The sequence below is a fragment of the Citrobacter sp. wls717 genome, assembly GCF_005280955.1.
In the GTDB taxonomy this organism is placed as follows: Bacteria; Pseudomonadota; Gammaproteobacteria; order Enterobacterales; family Enterobacteriaceae; genus Citrobacter; species Citrobacter werkmanii.
In genome coordinates, this window is record NZ_SZWW01000006.1 from 239,254 (window position 1) to 265,973 (window position 26,720).

Genomic DNA, 26,720 nt, shown 5'->3' on the forward strand with positions numbered 1-26,720 from the left:
ACCGGTTACAGTAACCGGTTGCAGAATGTTGAAATGACGATTAATACTGAAGTTGTCACTTCCTCTGTATCACATAATAAGAGCCATCTATGAAACTTAACTCAAAATGCAGTAGCGCTGGTGTTCTTCCCGGCACGGTTGCGAAAAAGTGTAATGAGCTTTGCGTGGTGGTGTTGATGCCTGCATGGCCGCAAGGTTTTGCGCAACGGGAGAGCGGCTATGACTACTAATCATGCTGTGTTTAATGTGATTTTCCGCTTTGTTGAAAACTACGTCAGCCCTGTCGCCGGACGAATCTCTTCACAACGTCATGTGATGGCAATTCGCGATGGGTTTATTTCGGCTATGCCCTTTATGATCGTCGGTTCATTTCTGCTGGTTTTCGCCTACCCGCCATTTTCTCCTGATACCACATGGGGATTTGCCCGCGCATGGCTGGATATGGCAAAACAGTTTGAAGGCCAGATCCTCACACCGTTTGATATGACGATGGGGATCATGTCGGTCTACATCTGTGCGGCTATCGCTTATAACCTGGGTAAGCACTATGTGAAGTCGCATCAGTTAGATCCGTTTATGTGCGCAATGCTGTCCATCATGGCTTTTTTGCTGATTGCCGCGCCGAAAACCAAAGGCGCGATGCCCGTCGATAGCCTGGGTGGGACGGGGATTTTCACTGCTATCCTCGTGGCGATTTACTGTGTGGAAATGATGCGTTTCCTGAAGGCGCACAAACATCGGCATCCGTTTACCCGATCAGGTGCCGCCAATGATCAAAAACTCCTTCGATCTGCTGATCCCGGTGCTGGTGGTGGTGCTAACGCTGTACCCTCTGAGCCTGGTGATACAGTCGCAGTTTGACATGCTAATTCCGCAGGCCATTATGGCCATCTTTAAACCACTGGTATCCGCTGCTGATTCTCTCCCGGCGATACTACTGGCCGTGCTGATTGGTCATCTACTGTGGTTTGCTGGGATCCATGGTGCGGCGATTGTGTCGGGGATGCTGCAAATGTTCTGGCTAACCAATCTCGGAATGAATCAGTCGGCGCTGGCACAGGGCGCGCCTTTGCCACATATCTTTATGGAAGCATTCTGGACGTTTTTCATCGTGGTTGGTGGGTCCGGCGCGACGATGGGGTTAGTGATTTGCTATCTGCGCAGCCGTTCGGCTCATTTACGCTCGATTGGGCGTTTGAGCGTGGTCCCCAGCATTTTTAATATTAACGAACCGGTGATTTTCGGTACGCCGATTGTTATGAACCCGGTGTTCTTTATCCCATTCCTGCTGGCCCCGATGGTGAATGCGGTGCTGGCCTGGGCGGCGATGAAGCTGGATTTAATTGGACGTGTGATTTCCGTCGTTCCCTGGACGGCCCCGGCACCGGTTGGCGCGGCATGGGCGTCAGGCTGGGATTATCGCGCGGCCATCCTGGTCGTCCTGCTGGCGTTGGTGTCGACGATCATCTATTTCCCATTCTTTAAGGTCTATGAAAAGCAGCTATTGGCGCAGGAAAAAGAAGAAGCACAGCGTATAGAAGAGGAAAACCAGCAGGTTGCATAAATTTTTGACGAGGGGCTACGGCTCCTCGCTTACTTCAGCGTACAGTCACCGCATTGCTGAACGTCGGGCAGGCGGTAACGCTGGCAGCAGGTTCTGCGCACCAGTAATCCTTCGCGTGGAACAACGGTACGCCACAACGGATTATCCTGACCGCAGGAGAGTTGTTTCTCAAAAAAGCAGGTTTGCCGCAGTGAGTTCAGCAGCTCTTCACCTAACAATGGCTTCATTTCCGTTAAATACCAGTGAATTAAATATCCGGTATTGCTCCAGATAAGCCTGGCGTTGATCTCGCCCGTTGCTTCCAGCGCCTGCACAACCGGCGTTAGTGCCGAGAGAATCAGCGTTTCCATGCGTTGTTGAGGCGACAGGGCTGTAGTCTGGTGATCCTGGTGGACGTCAATCCAGAAGCAGGCTGCACGGCCCGTTTCGTGAAACTCAACGCGCATGTGTTCAGGTGAGACGTCAATGGCCTCTTTTTGCGTTAGCAGGGCTACCATGAGTGGGGGCATCATCAGCCCGATATACCATTGCGCCCAGAGAGAAATCAGCGGCTTATTTTCGCGTGTCAGCGTGGGCTGGTTGCGATAGATATGGTCTGAATAAACGGCCAACAGCGAACTGAGCGTCGCTGGTTGCGTCCATTCATGTAGCGTCATCGCGCCCGGTACGGGGATTTCGTCAAGACGAATAAAGTCCAGCAGGTGCTCACGAGTTTGGGCTATCGTTTCGCGTACAGCAGCAGCCAGCGAGGGCATCTTTGCTGGAAGGTGGCTACGCCAGATGACATCTTCAACGATCGGTGCGGAACGATAAGCCATGGGAATATAAGGATGTTAATCTAAATGATAATGATTTCTAATCCTATAGTTGACGATGAACGATGGCAAGATCTTTGTCGCGATGACGGATGCCACCGCACAGATAGCTCAGAGTGAAGGGCGGTTTACCCTCAGCTCATCGCTGACCAGCGTGTTGTTACGCCCAAGATTTTTCGCCTCGTACAGGGCTTTATCCGCTCTGGCGATAGCGGCCTCAATATCCTGCTCTACCAGCGGCGCAATGCCGATACTGACGGTCACGTTGGTTGCCACGTTTTCGTTAAACATGTGGGGGATTTTAAGGTCGTACACTTTCTGACGAATACGCTCGGCGGCGGCCTGTGCCTGCTGCGGATCGATCGCGGTCAGCAAAACCATGAATTCTTCGCCGCCGAATCGCGCCACCACATCCCGGGAGCGTACGGAATCACGAATGGCGGCTGAGACGCGGATCAGCGCCTGGTCGCCCATCATATGCCCGTAATGATCGTTATAGGCTTTGAAGTGGTCGATATCCAATAACAGCACGTAGTGTTTCGAGTTGCTCAGCGCCAACAGCGTATCGAGTCTGTGTTGCAGTCCCCGGCGGTTATACAAACCGGTAAGCGGGTCAAGCATGCTGAGTCCGTTGAGCGTTTCCCGTTCCTCAAGCAGTTTGTACATCAACTGCTGGGCGAAACCATCGTAGCGCTTTTGTATCACATGTTGGATGGCGATCCCGGCCATCGGTAACGCCATAAAATAGAAAATTCGTAAACTATGCTCGTTGCCGCTAAGCCATAAACAGACGGCGACGGAGGGGAGAGAATGAAGCGTAAACGCGATGATATTATTGGCGAAAGCAATAGATCCAATAAACAGCACGCTGAGCAGTGCGATTAACAGAAAATAATAGTCATTATGACCGAGTGAGGAATATTTCTGAAAAATATGGAATGCCCATAACAAGCCAAAGATTATTGAAATAAAAGGGAGATTAATTTTTTTATCCGTGTATTTCCCATGCCATATAAGCAGCAGCGTACTGGTGATCAGTATCAGCAGAGCCGGTACAGATAAGGCTTTGACGGCAAAAAGTGGGAAAAAAAGCGTAAACAGCGCGGAGACTGCGTTGAGAAGCAGAAACAAACGCAAAGAGAGTTGATATTTTTTAGTGCGCAGAGTTCGCCAGGATTGTACTGTCATAGTAAATATTGTTAGTTATCTGTAATATACGAAGATGTGTTGGTAAATAAAACAAATAACGAACGGGGTATCATTCGCTGAGGTCTTTATTTTTAGTTGAAGCGTTAACCGGCGAGCAATTTATCACCTTAGATTATTCATGTCATCAATCGTTAAGTAAAACTCATATAATTGATAGTGCCTCCCAGCTGACAAATGAGAAAATATATCATATGATATTGGTTATCATTATCAATGTCGTAGGTGGAACCATGTTGCAACGTACGCTGGGCAGTGGATGGGGAGTTCTGCTGCCGGGGATACTCATTGCCGGGATGGCATTTACCGACCTGTCGGTCAATGTATGGAAGGTAATGATTGTATTAGGATTACTATTGACTTCGCTCATGTTATACCACAAGCGCTTACGGCATTTTATTCTGTTACCTTCATGTGCAGCGCTGATTGGCGGCATTGTGCTGGTAATGATGAACTGGAATCAGGGATAAGCAAAACAGGGGAAAAAGAGAAGGAAATAAGATAATTGGTGCGAGGGGGGGGACTCGAACCCCCACATCCTAAGGACACTAACACCTGAAGCTAGCGCGTCTACCAATTCCGCCACCTTCGCACAGTCATCTTATTTTTTTGATATCGCCTCGTTGGTGCGAGGGGGGGGACTTGAACCCCCACGTCCGAAAGGACACTAACACCTGAAGCTAGCGCGTCTACCAATTCCGCCACCTTCGCACAGTCATCTTATTTTTTTGATATCGCCTCGTTGGTGCGAGGGGGGGGACTTGAACCCCCACGTCCGAAAGGACACTAACACCTGAAGCTAGCGCGTCTACCAATTCCGCCACCTTCGCCCAGTGCGAGCAATATCAACGTGGATTATGGTGCGAGGGGGGGGACTTGAACCCCCACGTCCGAAAGGACACTAACACCTGAAGCTAGCGCGTCTACCAATTCCGCCACCTTCGCATACCATCGACACTCAAAAAGTATCGTTACCACGGAGGCGAATTCTAGAGATTTTATGCAGGGCGTCAACAGTTAATTATCGAACTTAACGTGATTGCCGAAAAAAAAGGCGTTTCTACGGTTTTTGGCGTTTTATCCAGGCCGGATAAGCGATAGCGCTATCCGGCGTTGCTCAGTGTCACGTCTGGTGGCAGCGTAAATGCCTGATCCAGCCTTGATCAGTTAGGCTTTTTTCGCCTGACGCGTCATGATGGTGCGATAGACCTTGAAGCGTCCAGTCTGTGCGATAACTTCATGGAATCCGAATACCTCATCCAGCACTTTCGGATAGGGCAGGAAGGCGTTCGCCACGATACGCAGTTCACCGCCGCTGTTGAGATGACGCACCGCGCCGCGAATCAGCGTTTGCGCGGCATCGAGGCTGGTCTGCATCCCATCATGGAACGGTGGGTTGGAGATGATCATATCAAAGCGGCCCGTCACGTCAGAAAAAACGTTGCTGGCGATCACATCACCTTCAATACCGTTGGCGGCAAGCGTGGCGCGGCTGGCTTCAACAGCGGCCGCACTTACATCACACAGGGTTAAGCGGACTTTGGGCGAATGGCTGGCTAAAGCGACGGAGAGTACGCCCGCGCCACAACCGACATCGAGAACTTTACCTTTGGTATGCGGCGTCAGTGTGGAGAGCAGCAATTGGCTGCCAACATCCAGGCCGTCACGGCTGAATACGCCCGGCAGCGTTTTGATGGTCAGATTATCAACCTGATATTCATCCCAGTATTTTTCTGCATCAAAGACCGGCTGTTTTTCCAGACGACCGTGATACAGGCCACAGCGACGCGCGCTGTCGACTTTATTCAGCGGTGCGTATTCGGCCAGCATCTGCTCTGCGCTACGTACGCCGCTGCGGTTCTCACCCACAACAAAAACATCGCTGCCCACCGGTAACAGCGACAAAATGTTCATCAGCTGGAACTGCGCTTCCGGCTTATTCTTCGGCCAGTAGTAGATTAGCGTATCGCTATCGGCAACGTCATCGGCCTTAGCGACGAGGCTGAAACGGACGTTGTCACCCATCTGGCGGTTCAGCACCTGCCAGTGGTGAAGTTGTTGAGTGTGCGCACGGCTGGCGGCGCTTTCGAAGTGGGCAGGCAGATCATCCTGCAAATCACCGGCAAACAGAATACGGCTTTGTTCGAAATCATCACTGTGGCGCAGCAAGACTTCACTTGCCGGGGTAAAAGCAGACATGGAGTGCTCCTTAAATTGTACAGCCGGGGATTATAGTTGTTTGATGGCACGGATTCGACAAATTTGCTATATTTGCGCCCCTGATAGACAGGAGTGTTTCGCTATGACATCCCGACGAGACTGGCAGTTACAGCAACTGGGCATTACGCAGTGGTCGCTGCGTCGTCCTGGCGCACTGCAGGGCGAAATCGCGATCTCCATTCCTGCGCATATCCGTTTAGTGATGGTTGCTGCACAGTTACCCGCGCTAACCGAACCGTTAATGAGCGATATTTTACGCGCAATAACCGTCAGCCCGGATCAGGTTTTACAATTGACGCCTGACCGTGTCGCCATGCTGCCGCAGGGCAGTCGCTGTAATAGTTGGCGGCTGGGAACCGAAGAGCCGCTGCTGCTGGAAGGCGCTCAGGTCGAGAGTCCTGCGTTTAATGAATTACGGGAAAACCCAGCGGCCCGCGCCGCGTTATGGCAACAAATCTGCGCATATGAACACGATTTCTTCCCTCGAACCGACTGATTTACCTGCAGCATTTCAGATTGAAAAACGCGCCCACGCTTTTCCGTGGAGTGAAAAAACATTTGCCAGCAACCATGGCGATCGCTACCTCAATTTTCAGTTGAGGGTTGACGACGTGATGGCCGCCTTTGCGATTACGCAGGTGGTACTGGATGAAGCTACGCTGTTCAATATCGCCGTCGATCCTGACTTTCAGCGCCAGGGCCTGGGGCGCGAGCTACTGGAGCACCTGATCGATGAGCTGGAAAAGCGCGGCATTTTGACGCTGTGGCTGGAAGTGCGCGCCTCAAATGCTGCCGCTATCGCGCTGTATGAAAGCCTGGGCTTTAACGAGGCGACGATCCGGCGCAATTATTATCCGACGGCCGATGGTCATGAAGACGCCATTATCATGGCATTGCCAATCAGCATGTAAGACAAGGTGTAATGATGAAGAAGTGGGACTGGATTTTCTTTGATGCCGACGAAACGCTGTTTACGTTTGACTCGTTTACCGGCTTACAGCGGATGTTTCTCGACTATAGCATTACCTTTACCGCTGAAGATTTTCAGGACTACCAGGCCGTGAATAAACCGCTATGGGTGGATTATCAAAACGGCGCGATTACGTCATTACAATTGCAGCATGCCCGTTTCCAGAGCTGGGCTGAACGCCTGAAGGTCGAACCAGGCCAGCTTAATGACGCATTTATCAATGCGATGGCTGAGATCTGCTCGCCGTTGCCAGGGGCGGTCTCTCTGCTCAATGCGATTCGTGATAAAACGAAAATTGGCATCATTACTAACGGCTTTACGGCGTTGCAGCAAATCCGCCTTGAGCGGACGGGGCTGCGCGACTATTTCGATCTGCTGGTGATTTCTGAGCAGGTTGGGGTAGCAAAACCCGATCCCCGTATTTTTGACCATGCGCTGGAGCAGGCGGGCAATCCTGACCGTTCCCGCGTGCTGATGGTGGGCGATACCGCAGAGTCCGATATTCTTGGCGGTATTAACGCCGGGCTATCCACCTGCTGGCTAAATACGCACCATCGCGAGCAGCCAGCAGGCATTCAGCCGACCTGGACGGTCGCGTCATTAAGCGAACTGGAGCAGTTCCTGTGTAAACACTGATTGCCTCCCCCCCGTTGATGGGTAAAATAGCCGCAATTTTTCGTATTCAACTTGCACGGCCCGTTGCCGTGCTTACCTAAGAAGATTTGACTATGACGTTGTCTCCTTATTTGCAAGAGGTGGCCAAACGCCGCACTTTTGCCATTATTTCTCACCCGGATGCCGGTAAAACGACCATTACTGAAAAGGTGCTGTTATTCGGACAGGCGATTCAGACCGCCGGTACGGTAAAAGGCCGTGGCTCCAGCCAGCATGCGAAATCTGACTGGATGGAGATGGAAAAGCAGCGTGGTATCTCCATTACCACCTCTGTGATGCAGTTTCCGTATCACGACTGCCTGGTGAATCTGCTGGACACCCCGGGGCACGAAGACTTCTCCGAAGATACTTATCGTACCCTGACGGCGGTAGACTGCTGTCTGATGGTTATCGACGCCGCGAAAGGCGTTGAGGATCGTACCCGCAAGCTGATGGAAGTTACCCGTCTGCGCGATACGCCGATCCTGACCTTTATGAACAAACTCGACCGTGACATCCGTGACCCGATGGAGCTGCTGGATGAAGTCGAGAACGAGCTGAAAATCGGCTGTGCGCCGATCACCTGGCCGATTGGCTGCGGGAAGCTGTTCAAGGGCGTTTATCACCTTTATAAAGACGAAACTTACCTGTACCAGACGGGTAAAGGCCACACCATTCAGGAAGTGCGCATTGTTAAGGGGCTGAATAACCCGGAACTCGATGCCGCAGTGGGCGAAGATCTGGCGCAGCAGCTGCGCGACGAGCTGGAGCTGGTGCAGGGCGCGTCTAACGAGTTCGACCATGATCTGTTCCTCGCGGGCGAAATCACCCCGGTATTCTTCGGTACCGCGCTGGGTAACTTCGGCGTTGACCATATGCTGGACGGCTTAGTGGAGTGGGCGCCTGCGCCGATGCCGCGTAAAACTGATACCCGCACCGTGGAAGCCTCAGAAGAGAAGTTCACCGGCTTCGTGTTTAAAATCCAGGCCAACATGGATCCGAAACACCGTGACCGCGTGGCGTTCATGCGCGTGGTTTCCGGTAAGTACGAGAAAGGCATGAAAATGCGTCAGGTGCGCATTGGTAAAGACGTGGTGATCTCCGATGCGCTGACCTTCATGGCGGGTGACCGTTCTCATGTGGAAGAAGCGTATCCGGGCGATATTCTCGGTCTGCATAACCACGGCACTATCCAGATCGGCGATACCTTTACTCAGGGCGAAATGATGAAGTTCACCGGTATTCCGAACTTCGCGCCGGAGCTGTTCCGTCGTATTCGCCTGAAAGATCCTTTGAAGCAGAAACAGCTGCTGAAAGGGCTGGTTCAGCTGTCGGAAGAGGGTGCGGTGCAGGTCTTCCGTCCAATTGCTAATAACGATCTGATCGTGGGCGCTGTTGGTGTGCTGCAGTTCGACGTGGTGGTTTCGCGTCTGAAGAGCGAGTACAACGTTGAAGCGATTTATGAGTCGGTCAACGTGGCGACCGCGCGCTGGGTAGAATGTTCTGACGTGAAAAAATTCGAAGAATTTAAGCGTAAAAACGAAGTTCAGCTGGCGCTTGATGGCGGCGATAACCTCACCTATATCGCACCGACCATGGTTAACCTGAATCTCACCCAGGAACGTTACCCTGACGTTCAGTTCCGCAAAACGCGCGAACACTAATCGCCTTCCAGGGCACGGTATTTGCCGTGCCCTGCAACTTTTCCTGTCTTTTAAATCCCTTGCGGAATGTTCTTAAAACCTCTCGTTTTTCTGTTGTTTGCCTGTTTTTTAGTCAATCCGGACTGCGATCACGAAATCCTGAACTATATTTAACAATGTGATGACATAAATATCGGCGTTAAATGCTTTTTAGGCTGCCTGTTGCAGCTTCTATTGCTGATATTTATTCCACTTACAAGATTAGTTGCTGGTTAACGCCGTTTACGGCAGACCATCGCTTTTAGCAAAACATACAGGAATACATCGATGACAATGACAGGACTTAAGATTTCTAAAACGCTGCTGGCCGTGATGCTGACCTCCGCTGTTGCAACGGGTTCTGCTTTTGCAGAAAACGCCACGACGGATAAAGCGCAATCTGGTGTCGAAAGTGCGGGGCAGAAAGTCGATAGCTCTATGAACAAAGTCGGTAATTTCATGGATGACAGCACTATCACAGCAAAAGTAAAAGCTGCGCTGGTGGATCACGAAAGCATCAAGAGCACCGATATTTCTGTGAAAACAGACCAGAAAGTGGTGACGTTAAGCGGGTTTGTTGAAAGCCAGGCACAGGCTGAAGAAGCCGTGAAAGTGGCCAAAGGCGTTGAGGGCGTAACCTCAGTGAGCGACAAACTACACGTACGCGACAGCAAAAGCACATCCGTAAAAGGCTATGCGGGCGACACGGCAACCACCAGCGAAGTTAAAGCAAAACTGCTGGCTGATGACATTGTCCCTTCCCGTAAAGTGAAAGTAGAGACCACTGATGGAGTGGTTCAACTTTCCGGCACCGTTGACTCAAAAGCACAAAGCGATCGTGCTGAGAGCATCGCCAAAGCCGTTGATGGCGTGAAAAGCGTCAAAAACGACCTTAAAACTCAGTAATTCGACTTAATTCGTCCTCCTGACGTTTGTCGGGAGGCGTGTTGTGCACCACACTAAAAATATCGCCGATGAGCAGCCTGAGCGCTCATAACAAGCGGTGACATTAACTATGGTAAAGGAGAAGCGCATGTTTCGATGGGGCATCATATTTCTGGTTATCGCGTTAATTGCCGCCGCACTGGGTTTTGGTGGACTGGCTGGTACCGCTGCAGGCGCAGCGAAAATTGTTTTCGTGGTGGGGATCATTCTGTTTCTGGTCAGCCTGTTTACAGGGCGTAAACGACCCTAGTCAGTAAACCGTAAAGATAACTTGCTACCAAGCCAGTCCAGTGGACTGGCTTTTACGGTTTTAGCGTCAGGCAATTTGCGTTACTTTGTTGTTCCAGTACAAAAATAACAGGAAGGCAGAGGTGGGGCAGAGAATACCCGTCACGCTCGGTAATATTGCGCCGTTATCGTTACGTCCGTTTCAACCAGGCAGTATAGCGCTGGTGTGTGAGGGTGGGGGACAAAGAGGAATCTTTACCGCTGGCGTACTGGATGAGTTCATGCGTGCGCAGTTCAATCCCTTTGACCTTTACTACGGGACGTCCGCCGGGGCGCAAAACCTTTCAGCCTATCTGTGTAACCAGCCCGGTTACGGTCGTAAAGTCATTATGCGTTACACCACCCGCCGTGAGTTTTTTGACCCGGTGCGCTTTGTGCGCGGGGGAAACTTAATCGATCTCGACTGGCTGGTGGATTCGACCTCATCCCAGATGCCGCTGGCGATGGATAACGCCGAGCGTCTGTTTGCCTCTGGGAAAGCGTTTTATATGTGCGCCTGTCGGGGTGATGATTATACGCCTGGTTATTTTTCGCCAAACCGGCAAAACTGGCTCGATCTCATTCGCGCCTCCAGCGCTATTCCGGGATTCTACCGCACTGGCGTTGCGCTGGACGGTGTGAACTATCTGGACGGGGGAGTCAGCGATGCCATACCCGTACAGGAAGCGGCGAAGCATGGCGCAAAAACGCTGGTGGTGATCCGCACTGTGCCTTCGCAAATGTACTACACCCCGCAGTGGTTCAAACGTATGGAGCGCTGGCTGGGCGAAAGCAGTCTGCAACCGTTGCTGAATTTGGTCCAGCACCATGAAGCCAGCTATCGCGCGATCCAGAGTTTTATTGAAAAGCCGCCGGGTAAGCTGCGAATCTTTGAGATCTATCCGCCTAAACCGCTCCACAGCATGGCGCTGGGAAGCCGTATTCCGGCGCTGCGAGAAGACTATAAGACCGGGCGTTTGTGTGGTCGTTACTTCCTGGCCACCGTCGGCAAGTTGTTGGCGAAAAACGCGCCATTGCCTCGTCAGACGCCGAAGATTGTCGTGCCGGGACCGGTGGTGGTTCCTCCCGCACCGGTGGCCAACGATGCCCACGCGCCCGTGGTGACCAATGCGCCTCAGGCTAACGATACAACGTTTGATAGCGAGGATCTGGCGTGAGTTTTCGTTTCATTGATACACATTGTCACTTTGATTTCCCGCCGTTTACCGATGATGAGCCCGCCAGCATTCAACGTGCCGCGGCGGTCGGTGTGAATTGCATCATTGTTCCGGCGACGCAGGCGGCAAACTTTTCCCGCGTACTGGCGTTAGCGGAAAAGTATCCGCCGTTGTTTGCGGCTTTGGGTCTGCATCCGATTGTTATTGAACAACACGGCGATGACAGTCTGGACCAACTGCAGCAGGCGCTGGATACGCGCCCGCAAAAGCTGGTAGCCGTAGGCGAGATTGGACTGGACCTTTATCGGGACGATCCGCAATTTGATAAACAAGAACGGGTGCTGGACGCGCAGCTTAACCTGGCGAAGCGTTACGAACTGCCGGTGATCCTGCATTCGCGACGGACTCATGACAAGCTGGCGATGCATCTGAAACGCCATGCTCTGCCACGAACCGGCGTGGTGCATGGTTTTTCCGGGAGTTTGCAGCAGGCGCAACGCTTTGTGCAACTGGGGTACAAAATTGGCGTTGGCGGCACCATTACCTATCCACGCGCCAGTAAAACCCGTGAGGTGATGACGCAACTGCCGCTGGAATCACTCCTGCTGGAAACCGACGCGCCGGACATGCCGCTCAATGGCTTTCAGGGACAGCCCAACCGCCCCGAGCAGGCCCTCAGAGTGTTTGAGACACTATGCGAACTGCGTCAAGAGCCTGCGGACGTGATAGCAGATGCGCTGTATCGCAATACGACCGCATTGTTTAATGTGTGATTGTTGGGCCCGGATGGCGGCTGTGCCTTATCCAGCCTACCTATGATGTCGTCGCATCCGGCAATCACAGATACAGCGCCGGGAAAATCAGGTTATCCACCCCACGCTCGCGCAATCCTGCCGCCAGTTGCTCCACATCCTCTGGCGTTGCGCTCGGCCAGTCTTTTGCTTCGCCATACACCCCATGCGCATGAAAGGCATTCAGCCGTACCGGTACCTCGCCTGACTGCTTAATGAACGCCGCCAGCGCATCAATATGCTGCAAATAATCCACCCGATCGGGGATCACCAACAGGCGTAGCTCAGCAAGCTTTCCCTGCCTTGACAGAAAGATAATGCTTTGTTTAATCAGCGTATTATCTCGACCGGTAAGCTGGCGATGGCACAGGCTATCCCAGGCTTTTAAATCGAGCATTACCCCGTCGCACACCGGCAATAGTTTTTGCCAGCCGGTTTCGCTCAGCATGCCGTTGCTGTCGACCATGCAGGTCAGATGTTGCAGCAGAGGATCGCTTTTGAGCGCGGTAAACAGCGCCACAATAAACGGCAACTGGGTAGTCGCTTCACCACCGCTGACCGTAATTCCCTCAATAAACAGGGCTGCCTTGCGAATATGCTGCAGCACCTGATCAACGCTCATGGTTTGCGCCATCGGCGTCGCCTGCTGCGGGCACAGGCGCAGGCAGGTGTCGCACTGCTGACACACATCGGACTGCCACCATACTTTTCCTGCACTCAGGCTTAGCGCTTCATGCGGGCAATGCAGCACACATTCTCCGCAGTCGTTGCAGCGCCCCATCGTCCATGGATTGTGGCAGTTCTTACAGCGCAGATTACACCCTTGCAGGAACAGAGCCAGGCGGCTGCCCGGCCCGTCGACGCAGGAGAAAGGGATCAGTTTACTTACTGAAGCGCATCTGCTGTTCATGGCTTATCACACGAGGTTGTCGTTCCAGAATGCGCGTATTGCGTGCGGCCTCTTCACCAAGCCAGGTGGTGTTAGTGCGAGATCCTTCGGCACGATATTTTTCCAGATCCGACAGGCGCACCATATAGCCCGTGACGCGGACCAGATCGTTGCCGCTCACGTTGGCGGTGAATTCACGCATTCCGGCTTTAAACGCGCCGAGGCACAGTTGCACCAGCGCCTGTGGATTACGCTTGATGGTTTCATCCAGCGTCAGGATATCGCTGATCCCGGCGTGATAATATGCGTGATGCGGCGCGACGGTTTGCAGATGGGTGATGGGGTCAGGTTCATCACCATAAGGCAGACGCGCGCCGGGCGTGGTGCCGATGTCAGAACTGATCCCCGACTGTGCATGCAGCATCGCGCGCTGCTGCCAGCCATACTTCACCGGCGTGCGTTCGACAAACTCCGCCAGTTGGGCGCTAATGCGATACCCGAGCTGATTGGCGAACGCATCTTTCCCGTAGCGGGCGCTTTGTCCTGCCTTTTCGCACAGCAGGTTTACCGCTTCCGCCAGACCATACATCCCGAACATCGGCGCAAAACGTTCGGGATCAATCAACCCTTCCTGCACGAGGAAGCTATTCTCAAAGAAATGTGATTTCGTGTAGAGGAATTCACATCGTGAATCAATGATGGCGATTTGCTGCTGGCAGTAGTGCGGTAGGGTGCGTGTAAAGAAGTCATCGACAGAGGTGCTGCGCTCTGCGATGGCTTTCAGATTGAGCCTGACCAGCGTGCTGCCGCCCCCGGCGAGCGGTAAAGAGTTGTAACAACTCACGACGCCATACTGACCTTTTGTGAAAATTTTATCATTTACGGGGCCGTTGGATATGTGCGGCTTACTGCACTCGCAGATATTTTGCGCCACGTTGAGCAGCAGATCATCAGGGGTAATTTGCGGATCATAAATGAATGTCAGATTCGGTGAAACCTGCTTTAACTCTGCATCTGCACGTAAAATTGCGCGGGTGACTGGCGTATCGGCAGGGCCGATATTGGCATGCATAAACGCGTCTGGCAGGGTTCTGTCGAGATAACGCCAGAAACGTTTTATTCGAATATCGATCTCTTCTTGTGTTAGAATTCTAACATACGGTTGCAACAGAGCGTCGAGCTGACCGAGGTAGACCGGCATCGAGGTCACTGACGGAACGTGGTGGTACAGGATGGTGAGCAAGGACAGCGCATCATCAAGGTCGCTGGCGCCTTCAAGCTCCAGCCATGAGGAACCGTTGGCCAAAAAACGCGCGTAATCAGGCAGCACATAGCGCGGTTTGAACGGGGCATGACCTTCGTACATATCGCAGATCACCCCGTCATCCAGCGCCTGGCGGGCCTCAGCGGACAGTGGCGGATAAGGCAGCGCGTTTTCAGCCTCCAGCGCCAAAAAGTGGCGTTTCTGCTCAGGGCTGAGCGTCGGGCTGGTCACGATTTGTTGGCACCGCTGTTGCAGCGCGAATTCGCTTGAAGTGGGCATCGTTGGTTCCTTTATGTGCCGAAGGTATAGCACCATTGTAGAAAGCTATGCCGCCGCAACCTTTGATCCGGATGCGTCTGATGCCACCGCACCTGCTGTGTAAAGGTGAATTATTTGAAGCAGATCTCATTAGAGTAATGCAAATCTGTATGTGGTTTTCATTAACTGTGATGTATATCGAAGTGTAATCGCGAGCGGATGTTAGAATACTAACAAACTCGCAAGGTGAAATTTTATACGGCGATGCCGTTGGAGAATGTTATGACCGATTTAACAGCAAGCAGCCTGCGTGCACTGAAACTGATGGATCTGACCACCCTGAATGACGACGACACCAATGAAAAAGTGATCGCGCTGTGTCATCAGGCGAAGACCCCGGTTGGCAATACGGCAGCAATTTGCATCTATCCACGTTTCATTCCTGTTGCGCGTAAGACCCTGAAAGAGCAGGGCACACCGGATATCCGTATTGCCACCGTCACCAACTTCCCGCACGGCAATGACGACATTGAGATCGCGCTGGCTGAAACCCGCGCGGCGATTGCCTACGGTGCTGACGAAGTTGACGTGGTGTTCCCGTATCGTGCGCTGATCGCGGGTAATGAGCAGATTGGTTTTGATCTGGTTAAAGCCTGTAAAGATGCATGTGCGGCAGCAAATGTGCTGCTGAAAGTGATCATCGAAACTGGTGAGCTGAAAGAAGAAGCCCTGATTCGCAAAGCGTCTGAAATTTCTATCAAAGCGGGTGCTGATTTCATCAAAACGTCTACCGGTAAAGTACCGGTCAATGCGACGCCGGAAAGCGCACGCATCATGATGGAAGTGATCCGTGATATGGGCGTTTCTAAAACCGTTGGATTCAAACCCGCTGGCGGCGTACGTACTGCAGAAGATGCACAGCAGTTCCTGGCGATTGCCGACGAACTGTTTGGCGCTGACTGGGCAGATTCCCGCCATTACCGTTTTGGCGCATCCAGCCTGCTGGCGAGCCTGCTCAAAGCGCTGGGTCACGGCGACGGTAAGAGCGCAAGCAGCTACTAAGTTTGAATTGCCCATCGTAGGCCGGATAAGGCGTAAGCCGCCATCCGGCATCAATACGACTAGCCGGGGAGCGTACTGCTTACCCGGCCCATAATCGGGAGGTTACCGTGTTTCTCGCACAAGAAATTATTCGTAAAAAACGTGATGGTCATGCGCTGAGCGATGAAGAAATTCGTTTCTTTATCAATGGGATTCGCGACAACACCATCTCTGAGGGGCAAATCGCCGCCCTGGCGATGACCATTTTCTTCCACGATATGACAATGCCTGAGCGAGTTTCGCTGACCATGGCAATGCGTGATTCAGGAACCGTGCTGGACTGGAAAAGCCTGCAACTGAACGGCCCGATTGTGGATAAACACTCTACCGGCGGCGTGGGCGACGTAACGTCGCTGATGTTAGGCCCGATGGTGGCTGCCTGTGGCGGCTATATTCCGATGATTTCCGGGCGCGGCCTGGGTCATACCGGCGGTACGCTCGATAAACTGGAAGCGATTCCTGGGTTTGATATCTTCCCGGACGACGCGCGTTTCCGTGAAATTATTAAAGATGTGGGTGTGGCGATTATTGGGCAAACCAGCTCGCTCGCACCGGCGGATAAACGTTTTTATGCCACCCGCGATATTACCGCGACGGTGGATTCCATCCCGCTGATTACCGGCTCTATCCTGGCGAAAAAGCTGGCGGAAGGGCTGGATGCGTTGGTGATGGACGTGAAAGTAGGCAGCGGCGCGTTTATGCCGACCTATGAACTTTCTGAAGCCCTTGCCGAAGCAATTGTCGGCGTGGCGAACGGGGCGGGTGTACGTACCACCGCGCTGTTAACTGATATGAACCAGGTGCTGGCTTCCAGCGCAGGTAACGCGGTAGAAGTCCGCGAGGCTGTCCAGTTCCTGACAGGTGAATACCGTAATCCACGTCTGTTAGATGTCACCATGGCGCTGTGCGTGGAAATGCTGATCTCCGGCAATCTGGCGAAAGATGACGCCGAAGCCCGCGCGAAATTGCAGGCGGTGCTGGACAACGGTAAAGCGGCGGAAATTTTTGGCCGTATGGTTGCGGCGCAGAAAGGCCCGACCGACTTCGTCGAAAACTATGCGAAGTATCTGCCGACGGCAATGCTCAGCAAAGCGGTATATGCTGATACTGAGGGCTTTGTCAGCGCGATGGATACCCGCGCGTTGGGTATGGCAGTCGTTTCCATGGGCGGTGGACGCCGTCAGGCATCGGATACCATCGATTACAGCGTCGGCTTTAGCGACATGGCCCGTTTGGGCGACAGCGTAGACGGACAGCGTCCGCTGGCAGTGATCCACGCGAAAGATGAAGCCAGTTGGCAGGACGCGGCGAAAGCGGTCAAAGCGGCAATCAGCCTTGACAATAAAGCGCCAGAAATTACACCGACAGTCTATCGTCGTATAACCGAATAACTGTATACTGATCTGATCGCTTTTTTGCGGCGCAGATGTATGGAGAACAAGATGAAACGTGCATTTATTATGGTGCTGGACTCCTTTGGTATTGGTGCGACTGAAGATGCGGATCGCTTTGGCGACGTAGGCTCAGACACTATGGGACACATTGCAGAAGCCTGTGCGAAAGGTGAGGCTGACAATGGTCGCAAAGGCCCACTGAATCTGCCTAACCTGACCCGTCTGGGCCTGGTGAAAGCTCACGAAGGTTCTACCGGTAAAATTTCTGCTGGTATGGACGGTAATGCGGAAGTCATTGGCGCCTACGCATGGGCGCATGAACTCTCTTCCGGGAAAGATACGCCGTCTGGCCACTGGGAAATCGCCGGAGTGCCGGTTCTGTTTGACTGGGGTTACTTTAGCGACCACGAAAACAGCTTCCCGCAGGAACTGCTGGATAAGCTGGTAAAACGTGCCAACCTGCCGGGTTACCTCGGTAACTGCCACTCTTCCGGTACCGTGATTCTGGATCAACTGGGCGAAGAACATATGAAAACCGGGAAGCCGATTTTCTATACCTCCGCTGACTCCGTGTTCCAGATTGCCTGTCATGAAGAGACCTTTGGCCTGGATAAACTCTACGAGCTGTGTGAAATCGCGCGTGAAGAGCTGACCGAGGGTGGTTACAACATCGGTCGTGTTATCGCGCGTCCGTTTATCGGTGATAAAGCCGGTAACTTCCAGCGTACCGGTAACCGTCACGACCTGGCCGTTGAGCCGCCAGCGCCGACCGTGCTGCAGAAACTGGTTGACGAGAAAAAAGGTCATGTTGTCTCTGTCGGTAAGATCGCGGATATTTACGCCAACTGCGGTATCACCAAAAAAGTGAAAGCGACCGGCCTGGATGCGCTGTTCGACGCCACGATTAAAGAGATGAAAGAAGCGGGTGACGAGACCATTGTCTTCACTAACTTCGTGGACTTCGACTCTTCCTGGGGTCACCGCCGCGACATCGCGGGCTATGCTGCTGGTCTGGAACTGTTTGACCGCCGTCTGCCGGAGCTGATGGAACTGGTGGGTGAAGATGACATTCTGATCCTCACCGCCGACCACGGCTGCGACCCGAGCTGGACCGGTACCGACCATACCCGTGAGCACATTCCGGTGCTGATCTACGGCCCGAAAGTGAAACCGGGCTCTTTAGGTCACCGTGAAACCTTCGCGGATATCGGCCAGACGCTGGCGAGCTACTTCGGTACGTCGCCAATGGACTACGGTAAAAACATGCTGTAATGCCCGTTGCCGGATGGTGCTACGCTTATCCGGCCTACCAGGAATCGTTTGTAGGCCGGATAAGGCGCAGCCGCCATCCGGCAAAAACAACAATGTAAAAGGAACTGAAGATGGCAACTCCACATATTAATGCAGAAATGGGTGATTTCGCTGACGTCGTATTGATGCCGGGCGACCCGCTGCGTGCAAAACATATTGCTGAAACTTTCCTCGAAGATGTTCGTGAAGTGAATAACGTTCGCGGCATGTTAGGTTTCACCGGTACTTACAAAGGCCGTAAGATTTCTGTTATGGGCCACGGTATGGGTATCCCATCCTGCTCCATCTACACCAAAGAGCTGATCACCGATTTCGGCGTGAAGAAAATCATTCGCGTCGGCTCCTGCGGTGCTGTGCGTATGGACGTCAAACTGCGCGACGTGGTGATCGGTATGGGCGCCTGCACCGACTCCAAAGTGAACCGTATCCGTTTTAAAGATCATGACTTTGCGGCTATCGCTGACTTTGACATGGTACGTAACGCGGTTGATGCGGCAAAAGCGCTGGGCGTTGACGCGCGCGTAGGCAACCTGTTCTCCGCTGACCTGTTCTACTCTCCGGACGGCGAAATGTTCGACGTGATGGAAAAATACGGCGTACTGGGCGTGGAAATGGAAGCGGCGGGCATCTACGGCGTTGCTGCTGAGTTTGGTGCGAAAGCGCTGACCATCTGCACCGTGTCCGACCATATTCGTACCCACGAGCAGACCACGGCCGCTGAGCGTCAGACGACCTTCAACGATATGATCAAAATCGCGCTGGAATCTGTTCTGCTGGGCGATAAAGAGTAAGACTGTGTGATGCCCGGTGACGCTGCGCTTACCGGGCCTCGCGATCGTAGGCCGGATAAGGCGTAGCCGCCATCCGGCTTTTTTTTATTAACGCACCGCTCCGGCAATCCACGCCGACAGTTCTCGTAGTTCTTTTTCTTGCTCCGGGAAATCAACCAGCAGCGCCTCGCACTCCTGTTGCAGCATATCCGCGCGATACAAACACCCTTGCAACCGCCCCGCCAGCGCTTCCAGTGGCGCGGGATTGAGGCTGTCGGTAAAGACCTGTGCACGGGTGATATGACCTTTTTCGACGTCGAAATGTAGCTCGACGCCGCCCCAGGTGAAACGCTCGTCCAGCAGATGGCTGAACGCTGGCGCCTGGCCGAAATTCCACTCCCAACTACTCTGGCGCGCAAAGGTTTCGGCAAAATTCGGCAAATCCGGCGTTTTATCCGGGGATATTACTTCTGCTTCGACGCGCTCGCCGTAATGGGCGAAAAAGGCGTCCGTGACCGCCTGGCAGACCTGTTCATGGGTGATGCCCGGTAATAGCTCGGTAAGATTGGCCACGCGGGAGCGAACGGAGGTAATCCCTTTCGCCGCGAGTTTCTTTTTATCCGGATTCAGATAGTTCGCCAGGCGGCTGAGGTCTGCATTCAGCAGCAGCGTACCGTGATGGAAGCCGCGATCTTTGGTTTCGCGATAGGCTGAACCAGAGACTTTGCGATCGCCGTCCGGCGTTTTCACCACCAGATCGTTGCGTCCCGAAGCATCGGCCATAACGCCCAATGAATTCAGTGCATTGAGTACGATAGCGGTAGAGATAGTTTTGTCGTATTCCGGTTTGCCGGCCATAAAGGTAAAGCAGGTATTGCCTAAATCATGGAACACCGCGCCGCCGCCGCTGCTGCGACGGGCGAGCCGCACGTTATCCTCTTCCATACGGCGGGTATTACACTCTTTCCATGGGTTTTGCGCCCGGCCAATCACCACCGTATCGGCGTTACGCCACAAGAACAGAACGCGTTGCGTAGCGGGCATCTGGCGAAATATGCACTCTTCAACCGCCAGGTTAAACCACGGATCGTAAGAGTCTGAGATAAGCAGGCGCAGGGTAGTCATAGCGATTTCCTTTTCTTAATCATCTTTATCTTCTTCCTGCACCGGTTTGTTGGCGGTAAGCAGGAACGGCGATTGTTGCCAGCGGGTGCGCTTACCTTGCAGTAAGGTGCGGGTCAGCACCACGCCAATCGCCAGTGACAGGAGCAGCATAAGGCGTAGAATGTTGGTGGTGTTATCCACCTGTTTGGCCTCGGTGGCGAGCGTGTGGGTATCCAGCGTCAGGCGCAGATAGCCCAGTGGACCATTTTTGCCTTGAATGGGTTCGACAATCTGCTGGTTAAAATAGCCCCCGGCTTTTTTACCGTCCAGCGCCAGTCGGTCACGAACGTTAACGCTCTCACCTGTACGAGTAATCAGGTCTCCCTGTTCATCGTACACGCCCGCATCCAGAATACGGCTGCTTTCCGTCAGTTGCGTGAGCACTGCTTTAATGCGCTTTTCATCCGGCGTTTCGGTATGCATCAGCGGCGCGACGTTTAATGCGACCTGACGTGCCAACGTACGGGCCAGCTCTTCCAGTTGCGGATTACGTTGTTGCTGGTGGCTTTGACTAAACCAGGATGCGCCCTGCATCAGGGCGACGAGCAGCGCCAGGCAGGACAATACAATCACTGCACGATGTAGTCGGAATTTCAGTTTTGTGCGAGCCATATTCCACCTGCTGAAAATTTGAGACTTAATGTTGCCAGAAGCGCTGGTTACAGGGTAGCCTCATGCGTTATTTTCCCCTGGATGATTCCGACCCGAACGATTTTACAGGAGCTTTAATGCCTAACATTACCTGGTGCGATCTACCTGAAGATGTCTCTCTGTGGCCAGGTCTGCCCCTCTCTTTAAGTGGCGATGAAGTCATGCCGCTGGATTACCACGCGGGCCGTAGTGGCTGGCTGCTGTATGGTCGCGGGCTGGATAAACAACGTCTCACGCAATACCAGAGCAAACTGGGCGCGGCGATGGTGATCGTGGCCGCCTGGTACGTTGAGGATTATCAGGTGATTCGCCTGGCGGGTTCGTTAACGCCGCGTGCGGCAAAACTGGCGCATGATGCCAGACTGGATGTTGCGCCACTCGGCAAGATTCCACATCTGCGTACGCCGGGTTTGCTGGTGATGGATATGGATTCAACGGCGATCCAGATCGAGTGCATTGATGAAATCGCGAAGCTGGCCGGCACCGGCGAGATGGTTGCCGAAGTCACTGAACGTGCGATGCGCGGTGAACTGGACTTTACCGCCAGCCTGCGCAGCCGTGTGGCAACGCTGAAAGGCGCGGATGCCAATATTTTGCATCAGGTACGCGAAAATTTACCGCTGATGCCTGGTCTGACTCAACTGGTGTTGAAGCTGGAAACGCTGGGCTGGAAAGTGGCTATCGCCTCCGGCGGGTTTACCTTCTTTGCGGATTATCTGCGTAATAAGTTACGTCTGACGGCGGCTGTCGCAAACGAGCTGGAGATCATGGACGGTAAATTTACCGGCAATGTGATTGGCGATATCGTCGATGCGCAGTACAAAGCCAATACGCTGACCCGTCTGGCGCAAGAGTATGAGATCCCGATGGCGCAGACGGTGGCGATCGGCGACGGCGCGAACGATCTGCCGATGATTAAAACCGCAGGGTTGGGCATTGCGTATCATGCCAAACCCAAAGTGAATGAAAAGACAGAGATTACTATCCGTCACGCCGATCTGATGGGGGTGTTCTGCATTCTCTCCGGCAGTATGAACCAGAAATAGTGTTGATGCCGGATAAGCGTCAGCGCCATCCGGCAAAAGCGTTAACGAAAGAGGTAAAACGTGGCAAAAGCTCCAAAACGCGCCTTTGTTTGTAATGAATGCGGGGCCGATTACCCGCGCTGGCAGGGGCAATGCAGCGCCTGCCAGGCCTGGAACACCATTACCGAGGTGCGCCTTGCCGCGTCGCCGACGGTGGCGCGTAACGAGCGGCTCAGCGGCTATGCCGGGAATGCGGGTGTCGCAAAAGTGCAGAAGCTGTCTGACATCAGCCTTGAGGAATTGCCGCGTTTTTCCACCGGATTTAAAGAGTTTGACCGCGTGCTGGGCGGTGGGGTGGTACCTGGCAGCGCTATTCTGATTGGCGGTAACCCTGGCGCGGGCAAATCGACGTTGCTGCTGCAAACGCTGTGCAAGCTCGCCGAGCAGATGAAAACGCTGTACGTCACCGGCGAAGAGTCGCTACAGCAGGTGGCGATGCGCGCGCATCGGCTTGGCCTGCCGACGGCGAATCTGAACATGCTGTCGGAAACCAGCATCGAACAAATTTGCCTGATTGCCGAAGAAGAACAGCCGAAGCTGATGGTGATCGACTCCATTCAGGTGATGCACATGGCGGATATTCAGTCTTCGCCGGGCAGCGTGGCGCAGGTGCGCGAAACGGCCGCTTACCTGACGCGCTTTGCCAAAACGCGCGGCGTGGCGATTGTGATGGTAGGTCATGTGACGAAAGACGGATCGCTGGCCGGGCCAAAAGTGCTAGAGCACTGTATCGACTGCTCGGTACTGCTCGACGGCGATGCCGACTCCCGTTTCCGTACCCTGCGTAGCCATAAAAACCGCTTTGGCGCGGTGAATGAGCTGGGCGTCTTTGCCATGACCGAGCAGGGCCTGCGTGAAGTCAGCAACCCTTCCGCTATCTTCTTAAGCCGTGGCGATGAAGTTACTTCCGGTAGTTCGGTGATGGTGGTCTGGGAAGGTACGCGTCCGCTGCTGGTAGAGATTCAGGCGCTGGTCGATCACTCAATGATGGCGAACCCGCGTCGCGTGGCGGTCGGTCTGGAACAGAACCGTCTGGCGATTCTTCTGGCGGTGCTGCATCGTCACGGCGGCTTGCAGATGGCGGATCAGGATGTGTTCGTCAACGTGGTCGGTGGTGTCAAAGTCACCGAAACCAGCGCCGATCTGGCGCTGCTGCTGGCAATGGTCTCCAGCCTGCGTGACAGACCGCTACCGCAGGATTTAGTGGTCTTTGGCGAAGTGGGACTGGCGGGCGAGATTCGCCCGGTGCCGAGCGGCCAGGAACGTATTTCTGAAGCGGCGAAGCATGGCTTCCGTCGGGCGATTGTGCCTGCCGCCAACGTCCCGAAAAAAGTGCCGGAAGGGATGCAGGTTTTTGGCGTTAAAAAGCTTGCAGATGCGTTAAGTGTGTTTGACGACTTATAATCCTCTGTATGCAGTGATGTTGTATAATTTGCCGGATGGCGACGCAATGCGTCTTATCCGGCCTACGGATTGATGTTGTAGGCCTGATAAGCGAAGCGCCATCAGGCAGTGTTACGCGATTTTTCCAGCAGGAGGCTCTTGTGTCATCGTTCGACTATCTCAAAACCGCCATAAAGCAAAAGGGCTGTACCCTGCAACAGGTGGCGGATGCCAGTGGCATGACCAAGGGATATTTAAGCCAACTGCTGAATGCCAAAATCAAAAGCCCCAGCGCGCAAAAGCTGGAGGCGCTGCACCGTTTTCTCGGGCTGGAGTTTCCGCGCCAGCAGAAAAATATCGGTGTGGTATTCGGTAAGTTTTATCCGCTGCACACCGGCCACATCTATCTGATCCAGCGTGCCTGTAGTCAGGTCGATGAGCTGCATATCATCATGGGTTATGACGATACGCGCGATCGCAGCCTGTTTGAAGACAGCGCCATGTCGCAACAGCCGACGGTGCCCGATCGTTTACGTTGGCTGCTGCAAACATTTAAATATCAGAAAAATATCCGAATTCATGCCTTCAACGAAGAGGGCATGGAACCGTATCCGCACGGTTGGGATGTGTGGGGCAACGGCATCAAAACGTTTATGCAGGAGAAGGGGATCCAGCCAAACTGGATCTACACCTCTGAAGAGTCAGATGCCCCGCAGTATCTGAAACATTTGGGGATCGAAACGGTGCTGGTGGATCCGAAACGGACGTTTATGAGCATCAGTGGCGGGCAAATCCGCGAAAACCCGTTTCGCTATTGGGAGTATATTCCCACCGAAGTGAAGCCGTTTTTCGTGCGCACCGTGGCGATCCTTGGCGGGGAGTCGAGCGGAAAATCGACGCTGGTGAACAAGCTCGCCAATATCTTTAACACCACCAGTGCGTGGGAATACGGGCGTGATTACGTCTTCTCCCATTTGGGCGGCGACGAGATGGCGTTGCAATATTCCGACTACGATAAGATTGCCCTCGGACAAGCGCAATACATTGATTTTGCTGTCAAGTATGCCAATAAAGTGGCGTTTATCGATACCGATTTCGTGACCACTCAGGCATTCTGTAAAAAGTACGAAGGGCGTGAACACCCGTTTGTGCAGGCGCTGATTGATGAGTACCGTTTTGACCTGGTGATCCTGCTGGAAAACAACACCCCATGGGTGGCGGATGGTTTGCGTAGCCTTGGCAGCTCGGTTGACCGAAAAGCGTTTCAGTCGCTGCTGGTCGAGATGCTGCAGGAAAACAATATTGATTTCGTGCACGTTCAGGAACCTGACTACGATGGTCGATTCCTGCGCTGCGTGGAGCTGGTGAAAGAGTTGATGGGCGAGCAGAGATAGATTAAATGCCGGATAGCGCCGCGCTTATCCGGCCTGGAAGTTGCATTAACCTCGTAGACCGGATACGGCGCTTAACGGTAATTACTTAGAAATACGCTTGTACTTGATACGCTTTGGCTCCAGAGCATCGGCGCCCAGCGTGCGTTTCTTATACTCTTCGTATTCGGTAAAGTTACCTTCGAAGAACTCAACCTTACCTTCATCCTGGTAGTCCAGAATGTGGGTGGCGATACGGTCGAGGAACCAACGGTCGTGCGAGATAACCATCGCGCAGCCCGGGAACTCCAGCAGGGCGTTTTCCAGCGCGCGCAGGGTTTCGATATCCAGGTCGTTGGTCGGTTCATCGAGCAGCAGCATGTTGCCGCCAACCTGCAGTAGCTTCGCCAGGTGCAGACGACCGCGCTCACCGCCGGACAGTTCGCCCACGCGTTTACCCTGATCCACGCCTTTGAAGTTAAAGCGGCCTACGTAGGCGCGGCTTGGCATTTCGGTGTTGCCGATCTTCATGATATCCAGCCCGCCGGAAACTTCTTCCCACACCGTTTTGCTGTTATCCATTGCGTCACGGAACTGGTCAACGGAGGCCAGCTTCACGGTTTCGCCCAGCGTGATGGTGCCGCTGTCAGGCTGTTCCTGGCCGGACATCATGCGGAACAGCGTCGATTTACCCGCGCCGTTCGGACCGATGATGCCGACGATAGCGCCTTTCGGTACCGAGAAGCTCAGGTCGTCGATCAGCACGCGATCGCCGTAGGATTTACGCAGATTGCTGACCTCAACGACTTTATCGCCCAGACGAGGTCCAGGTGGAATAAACAGTTCGTTGGTTTCGTTACGCTTCTGGTATTCGGTGTTATTCAGCTCTTCAAAGCGCGCCAGACGGGCTTTGCCCTTAGACTGGCGGCCTTTCGCGCCCTGACGCACCCACTCCAGCTCTTTCTCGATAGATTTACGACGAGCGGCTTCCTGAGAAGCTTCCTGCGCCAGACGCTGATCTTTCTGCTCCAGCCAGGAGGAGTAGTTGCCTTCCCATGGAATACCTTCGCCGCGGTCCAGCTCCAGAATCCAACCCGCAACATTGTCGAGGAAGTAACGGTCGTGGGTAATCGCCACGACGGTACCCTCGAAGTCGTGCAGGAAGCGTTCCAGCCAGGCAACGGATTCGGCATCCAGGTGGTTGGTTGGTTCGTCGAGCAGCAGCATGTCTGGTTTTTCCAGCAGCAGGCGGCACAGCGCGACGCGGCGGCGTTCACCACCGGAAAGGTTCTCGATTTTGGCATCCCAGTCCGGCAGACGCAGGGCGTCAGCGGCACGCTCGAGCTGCACGTTCAGGTTATGGCCGTCGTGCGCCTGAATAATCTCTTCAAACTTGCCCTGCTGCGCGGCCAGTTTATCGAAGTCGGCGTCCGGTTCTGCGTACTTGGCATACACTTCATCCAGGCCTTTCAGGGCGTTAACGACTTCGGCCACCGCTTCTTCAACAGACTCACGGACGGTGTGTTCCGGGTTCAGTTTTGGTTCCTGCGGCAGGTAACCGATTTTAATGCCCGGCTGTGGGCGAGCTTCGCCTTCGATTTCGGTATCAATGCCGGCCATGATGCGCAGCAGGGTAGATTTACCCGCGCCGTTCAGACCGAGTACACCGATTTTGGCGCCAGGGAAGAAGCTCAGTGAGATGTTTTTAAGAATATGACGTTTCGGCGGAACGACTTTGCCGACACGATGCATGGTATAAACGAATTGAGCCACGTGGACTTCGCCTCT

General features: G+C 53.6%; 25 protein-coding genes, 4 tRNA genes and 1 pseudogene. 18 read left to right on the top strand and 12 right to left on the bottom strand.

The features are described from left to right. Positions 1-89 precede the first annotated feature (89 nt). Together FDX09_RS23645 and FDX09_RS03525 are read left to right on the top strand one after the other, a co-directional pair. Entirely contained in the window at positions 90-230 is a 141-nt protein-coding gene (locus FDX09_RS23645) for a hypothetical protein (RefSeq protein WP_170973224.1), read from the top strand. Next, positions 220-1,564: pseudogene (locus tag FDX09_RS03525) on the top strand (PTS sugar transporter subunit IIC). Before FDX09_RS23645 ends, FDX09_RS03525 begins: the two are co-directional and overlap by 11 nt. A 29-nt stretch (positions 1,565-1,593) precedes the next feature. Here FDX09_RS03525 and fhuF read toward each other — a convergent pair. Both fhuF and FDX09_RS03535 read right to left on the bottom strand, forming a co-directional pair. Further along, positions 1,594-2,382: a siderophore-iron reductase FhuF gene (gene fhuF / locus FDX09_RS03530; RefSeq protein WP_038636988.1), complete on the bottom strand. Its 789-nt coding sequence runs from the start codon at positions 2,380-2,382 to the stop codon at positions 1,594-1,596. A gap of 108 nt (positions 2,383-2,490) precedes the next feature. Next, positions 2,491-3,567 (bottom strand): GGDEF domain-containing protein, encoded by a 1,077-nt coding sequence (locus tag FDX09_RS03535; RefSeq protein ID WP_085048361.1) that lies wholly within the window; start codon positions 3,565-3,567, stop codon positions 2,491-2,493. Between the two features lie 251 nt (positions 3,568-3,818). Here FDX09_RS03535 and FDX09_RS03540 point away from each other — a divergent pair, with 251 nt between their 5' ends. Beyond that, positions 3,819-4,055: a DUF1435 domain-containing protein gene (locus tag FDX09_RS03540; protein WP_074458506.1), complete on the top strand. Its 237-nt coding sequence runs from the start codon at positions 3,819-3,821 to the stop codon at positions 4,053-4,055. Between the two features lie 36 nt (positions 4,056-4,091). On the opposite strand, the gene FDX09_RS03545 is transcribed toward FDX09_RS03540, so the two are convergent. From FDX09_RS03545 to rsmC, 5 genes are all read right to left on the bottom strand, one after another. Beyond that, positions 4,092-4,177: transfer RNA gene (locus FDX09_RS03545), tRNA-Leu, on the bottom strand. A 32-nt stretch (positions 4,178-4,209) separates the two neighbouring features. Continuing rightward, positions 4,210-4,296, bottom strand: a tRNA-Leu gene (locus FDX09_RS03550). Positions 4,297-4,328: 32 nt separating this feature from the next. Continuing rightward, positions 4,329-4,415, bottom strand: a tRNA-Leu gene (locus FDX09_RS03555). A 28-nt stretch (positions 4,416-4,443) separates the two neighbouring features. Beyond that, positions 4,444-4,530: transfer RNA gene (locus tag FDX09_RS03560), tRNA-Leu, on the bottom strand. A 222-nt stretch (positions 4,531-4,752) separates the two neighbouring features. Continuing rightward, the gene (gene rsmC, locus FDX09_RS03565; RefSeq protein WP_038636991.1) at positions 4,753-5,784 is read right to left on the bottom strand and encodes a 16S rRNA (guanine(1207)-N(2))-methyltransferase RsmC; all 1,032 of its coding nucleotides are present in this window, start codon (positions 5,782-5,784) and stop codon (positions 4,753-4,755) included. Positions 5,785-5,887: 103 nt separating this feature from the next. On the opposite strand from rsmC, the gene holD reads away from it, so the two are divergent. The 8 genes from holD (at position 5,888) to FDX09_RS03605 (ending at position 12,274) form a co-directional block, all read left to right on the top strand. Continuing rightward, positions 5,888-6,301, top strand: coding sequence for a DNA polymerase III subunit psi (gene holD, locus FDX09_RS03570; protein WP_038636992.1), 414 nt, complete (start codon positions 5,888-5,890; stop codon positions 6,299-6,301). Continuing rightward, the gene (gene rimI / locus FDX09_RS03575; RefSeq protein ID WP_137346806.1) at positions 6,270-6,716 is read left to right on the top strand and encodes a ribosomal protein S18-alanine N-acetyltransferase; all 447 of its coding nucleotides are present in this window, start codon (positions 6,270-6,272) and stop codon (positions 6,714-6,716) included. The genes holD and rimI overlap by 32 nt, the downstream gene beginning before the upstream one ends. A gap of 14 nt (positions 6,717-6,730) precedes the next feature. After that, positions 6,731-7,411, top strand: a complete 681-nt coding sequence (gene yjjG / locus FDX09_RS03580) for a pyrimidine 5'-nucleotidase (protein WP_137346858.1) — start codon at positions 6,731-6,733, stop codon at positions 7,409-7,411. Positions 7,412-7,503: 92 nt separating this feature from the next. Beyond that, entirely contained in the window at positions 7,504-9,093 is a 1,590-nt protein-coding gene (gene prfC, locus FDX09_RS03585; protein WP_006686587.1) for a peptide chain release factor 3, read from the top strand. Between the two features lie 306 nt (positions 9,094-9,399). Beyond that, positions 9,400-10,017 (top strand): molecular chaperone OsmY, encoded by a 618-nt coding sequence (gene osmY / locus FDX09_RS03590; protein WP_038636996.1) that lies wholly within the window; start codon positions 9,400-9,402, stop codon positions 10,015-10,017. A 127-nt stretch (positions 10,018-10,144) separates the two neighbouring features. Beyond that, on the top strand, positions 10,145-10,306 hold the full coding sequence (locus FDX09_RS03595; protein ID WP_003019081.1) for a DUF1328 family protein: 162 nt from the start codon (positions 10,145-10,147) through the stop codon (positions 10,304-10,306). A gap of 121 nt (positions 10,307-10,427) precedes the next feature. Next, positions 10,428-11,501, top strand: coding sequence for a patatin family protein (locus FDX09_RS03600; RefSeq protein ID WP_137346807.1), 1,074 nt, complete (start codon positions 10,428-10,430; stop codon positions 11,499-11,501). Further along, the gene (locus FDX09_RS03605) at positions 11,498-12,274 is read left to right on the top strand and encodes a metal-dependent hydrolase (RefSeq protein ID WP_137346808.1); all 777 of its coding nucleotides are present in this window, start codon (positions 11,498-11,500) and stop codon (positions 12,272-12,274) included. The genes FDX09_RS03600 and FDX09_RS03605 overlap by 4 nt, the downstream gene beginning before the upstream one ends. Before the next feature lie 64 nt (positions 12,275-12,338). On the opposite strand, the gene FDX09_RS03610 is transcribed toward FDX09_RS03605, so the two are convergent. Further along, on the bottom strand, positions 12,339-13,202 hold the full coding sequence (locus tag FDX09_RS03610) for a YjjW family glycine radical enzyme activase (protein WP_137346809.1): 864 nt from the start codon (positions 13,200-13,202) through the stop codon (positions 12,339-12,341). Continuing rightward, entirely contained in the window at positions 13,174-14,724 is a 1,551-nt protein-coding gene (locus tag FDX09_RS03615; RefSeq protein ID WP_137346810.1) for a YjjI family glycine radical enzyme, read from the bottom strand. Before FDX09_RS03615 ends, FDX09_RS03610 begins: the two co-directional genes overlap by 29 nt. A 261-nt stretch (positions 14,725-14,985) precedes the next feature. On the opposite strand from FDX09_RS03615, the gene deoC reads away from it, so the two are divergent. The 4 genes from deoC (at position 14,986) to deoD (ending at position 19,300) form a co-directional block, all read left to right on the top strand. After that, the gene (gene deoC, locus FDX09_RS03620; RefSeq protein ID WP_165406788.1) at positions 14,986-15,765 is read left to right on the top strand and encodes a deoxyribose-phosphate aldolase; all 780 of its coding nucleotides are present in this window, start codon (positions 14,986-14,988) and stop codon (positions 15,763-15,765) included. Between the two features lie 107 nt (positions 15,766-15,872). Beyond that, positions 15,873-17,195 carry a thymidine phosphorylase gene (deoA, locus tag FDX09_RS03625; protein ID WP_137346811.1) on the top strand — a complete coding sequence of 441 codons (1,323 nt, stop codon included), beginning with the start codon at positions 15,873-15,875 and terminating at the stop codon, positions 17,193-17,195. Positions 17,196-17,246: 51 nt separating this feature from the next. Next, positions 17,247-18,470 carry a phosphopentomutase gene (gene deoB / locus FDX09_RS03630; protein ID WP_137346812.1) on the top strand — a complete coding sequence of 408 codons (1,224 nt, stop codon included), beginning with the start codon at positions 17,247-17,249 and terminating at the stop codon, positions 18,468-18,470. Positions 18,471-18,580: 110 nt separating this feature from the next. After that, positions 18,581-19,300 (top strand): purine-nucleoside phosphorylase, encoded by a 720-nt coding sequence (deoD, locus tag FDX09_RS03635; protein WP_000224864.1) that lies wholly within the window; start codon positions 18,581-18,583, stop codon positions 19,298-19,300. 87 nt (positions 19,301-19,387) lie between these two features. On the opposite strand, the gene lplA is transcribed toward deoD, so the two are convergent. Both lplA and FDX09_RS03645 read right to left on the bottom strand, forming a co-directional pair. Next, a complete protein-coding gene (gene lplA / locus FDX09_RS03640; RefSeq protein WP_038637010.1) occupies positions 19,388-20,404 on the bottom strand; it encodes a lipoate--protein ligase LplA in 1,017 nt (338 codons plus the stop codon). Positions 20,405-20,419: 15 nt separating this feature from the next. Continuing rightward, positions 20,420-21,055, bottom strand: coding sequence for a YtjB family periplasmic protein (locus FDX09_RS03645; protein ID WP_038637011.1), 636 nt, complete (start codon positions 21,053-21,055; stop codon positions 20,420-20,422). Between the two features lie 116 nt (positions 21,056-21,171). On the opposite strand from FDX09_RS03645, the gene serB reads away from it, so the two are divergent. The 3 genes from serB (at position 21,172) to nadR (ending at position 24,956) form a co-directional block, all read left to right on the top strand. Then, on the top strand, positions 21,172-22,140 hold the full coding sequence (serB, locus tag FDX09_RS03650) for a phosphoserine phosphatase (RefSeq protein ID WP_137346813.1): 969 nt from the start codon (positions 21,172-21,174) through the stop codon (positions 22,138-22,140). A 60-nt stretch (positions 22,141-22,200) separates the two neighbouring features. Next, positions 22,201-23,583 carry a DNA repair protein RadA gene (radA, locus tag FDX09_RS03655; protein ID WP_003829944.1) on the top strand — a complete coding sequence of 461 codons (1,383 nt, stop codon included), beginning with the start codon at positions 22,201-22,203 and terminating at the stop codon, positions 23,581-23,583. Positions 23,584-23,723: 140 nt separating this feature from the next. Next, the gene (gene nadR, locus FDX09_RS03660; RefSeq protein ID WP_137346814.1) at positions 23,724-24,956 is read left to right on the top strand and encodes a multifunctional transcriptional regulator/nicotinamide-nucleotide adenylyltransferase/ribosylnicotinamide kinase NadR; all 1,233 of its coding nucleotides are present in this window, start codon (positions 23,724-23,726) and stop codon (positions 24,954-24,956) included. 81 nt (positions 24,957-25,037) lie between these two features. Here the strand turns inward: nadR and ettA are convergent, their stop codons facing one another. Continuing rightward, complete coding sequence (gene ettA / locus FDX09_RS03665; protein WP_038637020.1) at positions 25,038-26,705, bottom strand: energy-dependent translational throttle protein EttA; 1,668 nt, start codon at positions 26,703-26,705, stop codon at positions 25,038-25,040. Positions 26,706-26,720: the final 15 nt, after the last annotated feature.

Excerpts from the sequence above, each read along its gene's own strand:
- FDX09_RS03595 (WP_003019081.1), top strand. The coding sequence starts at position 10,145 with ATGTTTCGATGGGGCATCATATTTCTGGTTATCGCGTTAATTGCCGCC.
- lplA (WP_038637010.1), bottom strand. The coding sequence starts at position 20,404 with ATGACTACCCTGCGCCTGCTTATCTCAGACTCTTACGATCCGTGGTTT.
- FDX09_RS03615 (WP_137346810.1), bottom strand. The coding sequence starts at position 14,724 with ATGCCCACTTCAAGCGAATTCGCGCTGCAACAGCGGTGCCAACAAATC.
- deoB (WP_137346812.1), top strand. The coding sequence starts at position 17,247 with ATGAAACGTGCATTTATTATGGTGCTGGACTCCTTTGGTATTGGTGCG.
- FDX09_RS03535 (WP_085048361.1), bottom strand. The coding sequence starts at position 3,567 with ATGACAGTACAATCCTGGCGAACTCTGCGCACTAAAAAATATCAACTC.
- prfC (WP_006686587.1), top strand. The coding sequence starts at position 7,504 with ATGACGTTGTCTCCTTATTTGCAAGAGGTGGCCAAACGCCGCACTTTT.
- FDX09_RS03645 (WP_038637011.1), bottom strand. The coding sequence starts at position 21,055 with ATGGCTCGCACAAAACTGAAATTCCGACTACATCGTGCAGTGATTGTA.
- deoD (WP_000224864.1), top strand. The coding sequence starts at position 18,581 with ATGGCAACTCCACATATTAATGCAGAAATGGGTGATTTCGCTGACGTC.
- FDX09_RS23645 (WP_170973224.1), top strand. The coding sequence starts at position 90 with ATGAAACTTAACTCAAAATGCAGTAGCGCTGGTGTTCTTCCCGGCACG.
- FDX09_RS03610 (WP_137346809.1), bottom strand. The coding sequence starts at position 13,202 with ATGAACAGCAGATGCGCTTCAGTAAGTAAACTGATCCCTTTCTCCTGC.
- deoC (WP_165406788.1), top strand. The coding sequence starts at position 14,986 with ATGACCGATTTAACAGCAAGCAGCCTGCGTGCACTGAAACTGATGGAT.
- osmY (WP_038636996.1), top strand. The coding sequence starts at position 9,400 with ATGACAATGACAGGACTTAAGATTTCTAAAACGCTGCTGGCCGTGATG.
- rsmC (WP_038636991.1), bottom strand. The coding sequence starts at position 5,784 with ATGTCTGCTTTTACCCCGGCAAGTGAAGTCTTGCTGCGCCACAGTGAT.
- rimI (WP_137346806.1), top strand. The coding sequence starts at position 6,270 with ATGAACACGATTTCTTCCCTCGAACCGACTGATTTACCTGCAGCATTT.
- fhuF (WP_038636988.1), bottom strand. The coding sequence starts at position 2,382 with ATGGCTTATCGTTCCGCACCGATCGTTGAAGATGTCATCTGGCGTAGC.
- serB (WP_137346813.1), top strand. The coding sequence starts at position 21,172 with ATGCCTAACATTACCTGGTGCGATCTACCTGAAGATGTCTCTCTGTGG.
- yjjG (WP_137346858.1), top strand. The coding sequence starts at position 6,731 with ATGAAGAAGTGGGACTGGATTTTCTTTGATGCCGACGAAACGCTGTTT.
- holD (WP_038636992.1), top strand. The coding sequence starts at position 5,888 with ATGACATCCCGACGAGACTGGCAGTTACAGCAACTGGGCATTACGCAG.
- FDX09_RS03540 (WP_074458506.1), top strand. The coding sequence starts at position 3,819 with ATGTTGCAACGTACGCTGGGCAGTGGATGGGGAGTTCTGCTGCCGGGG.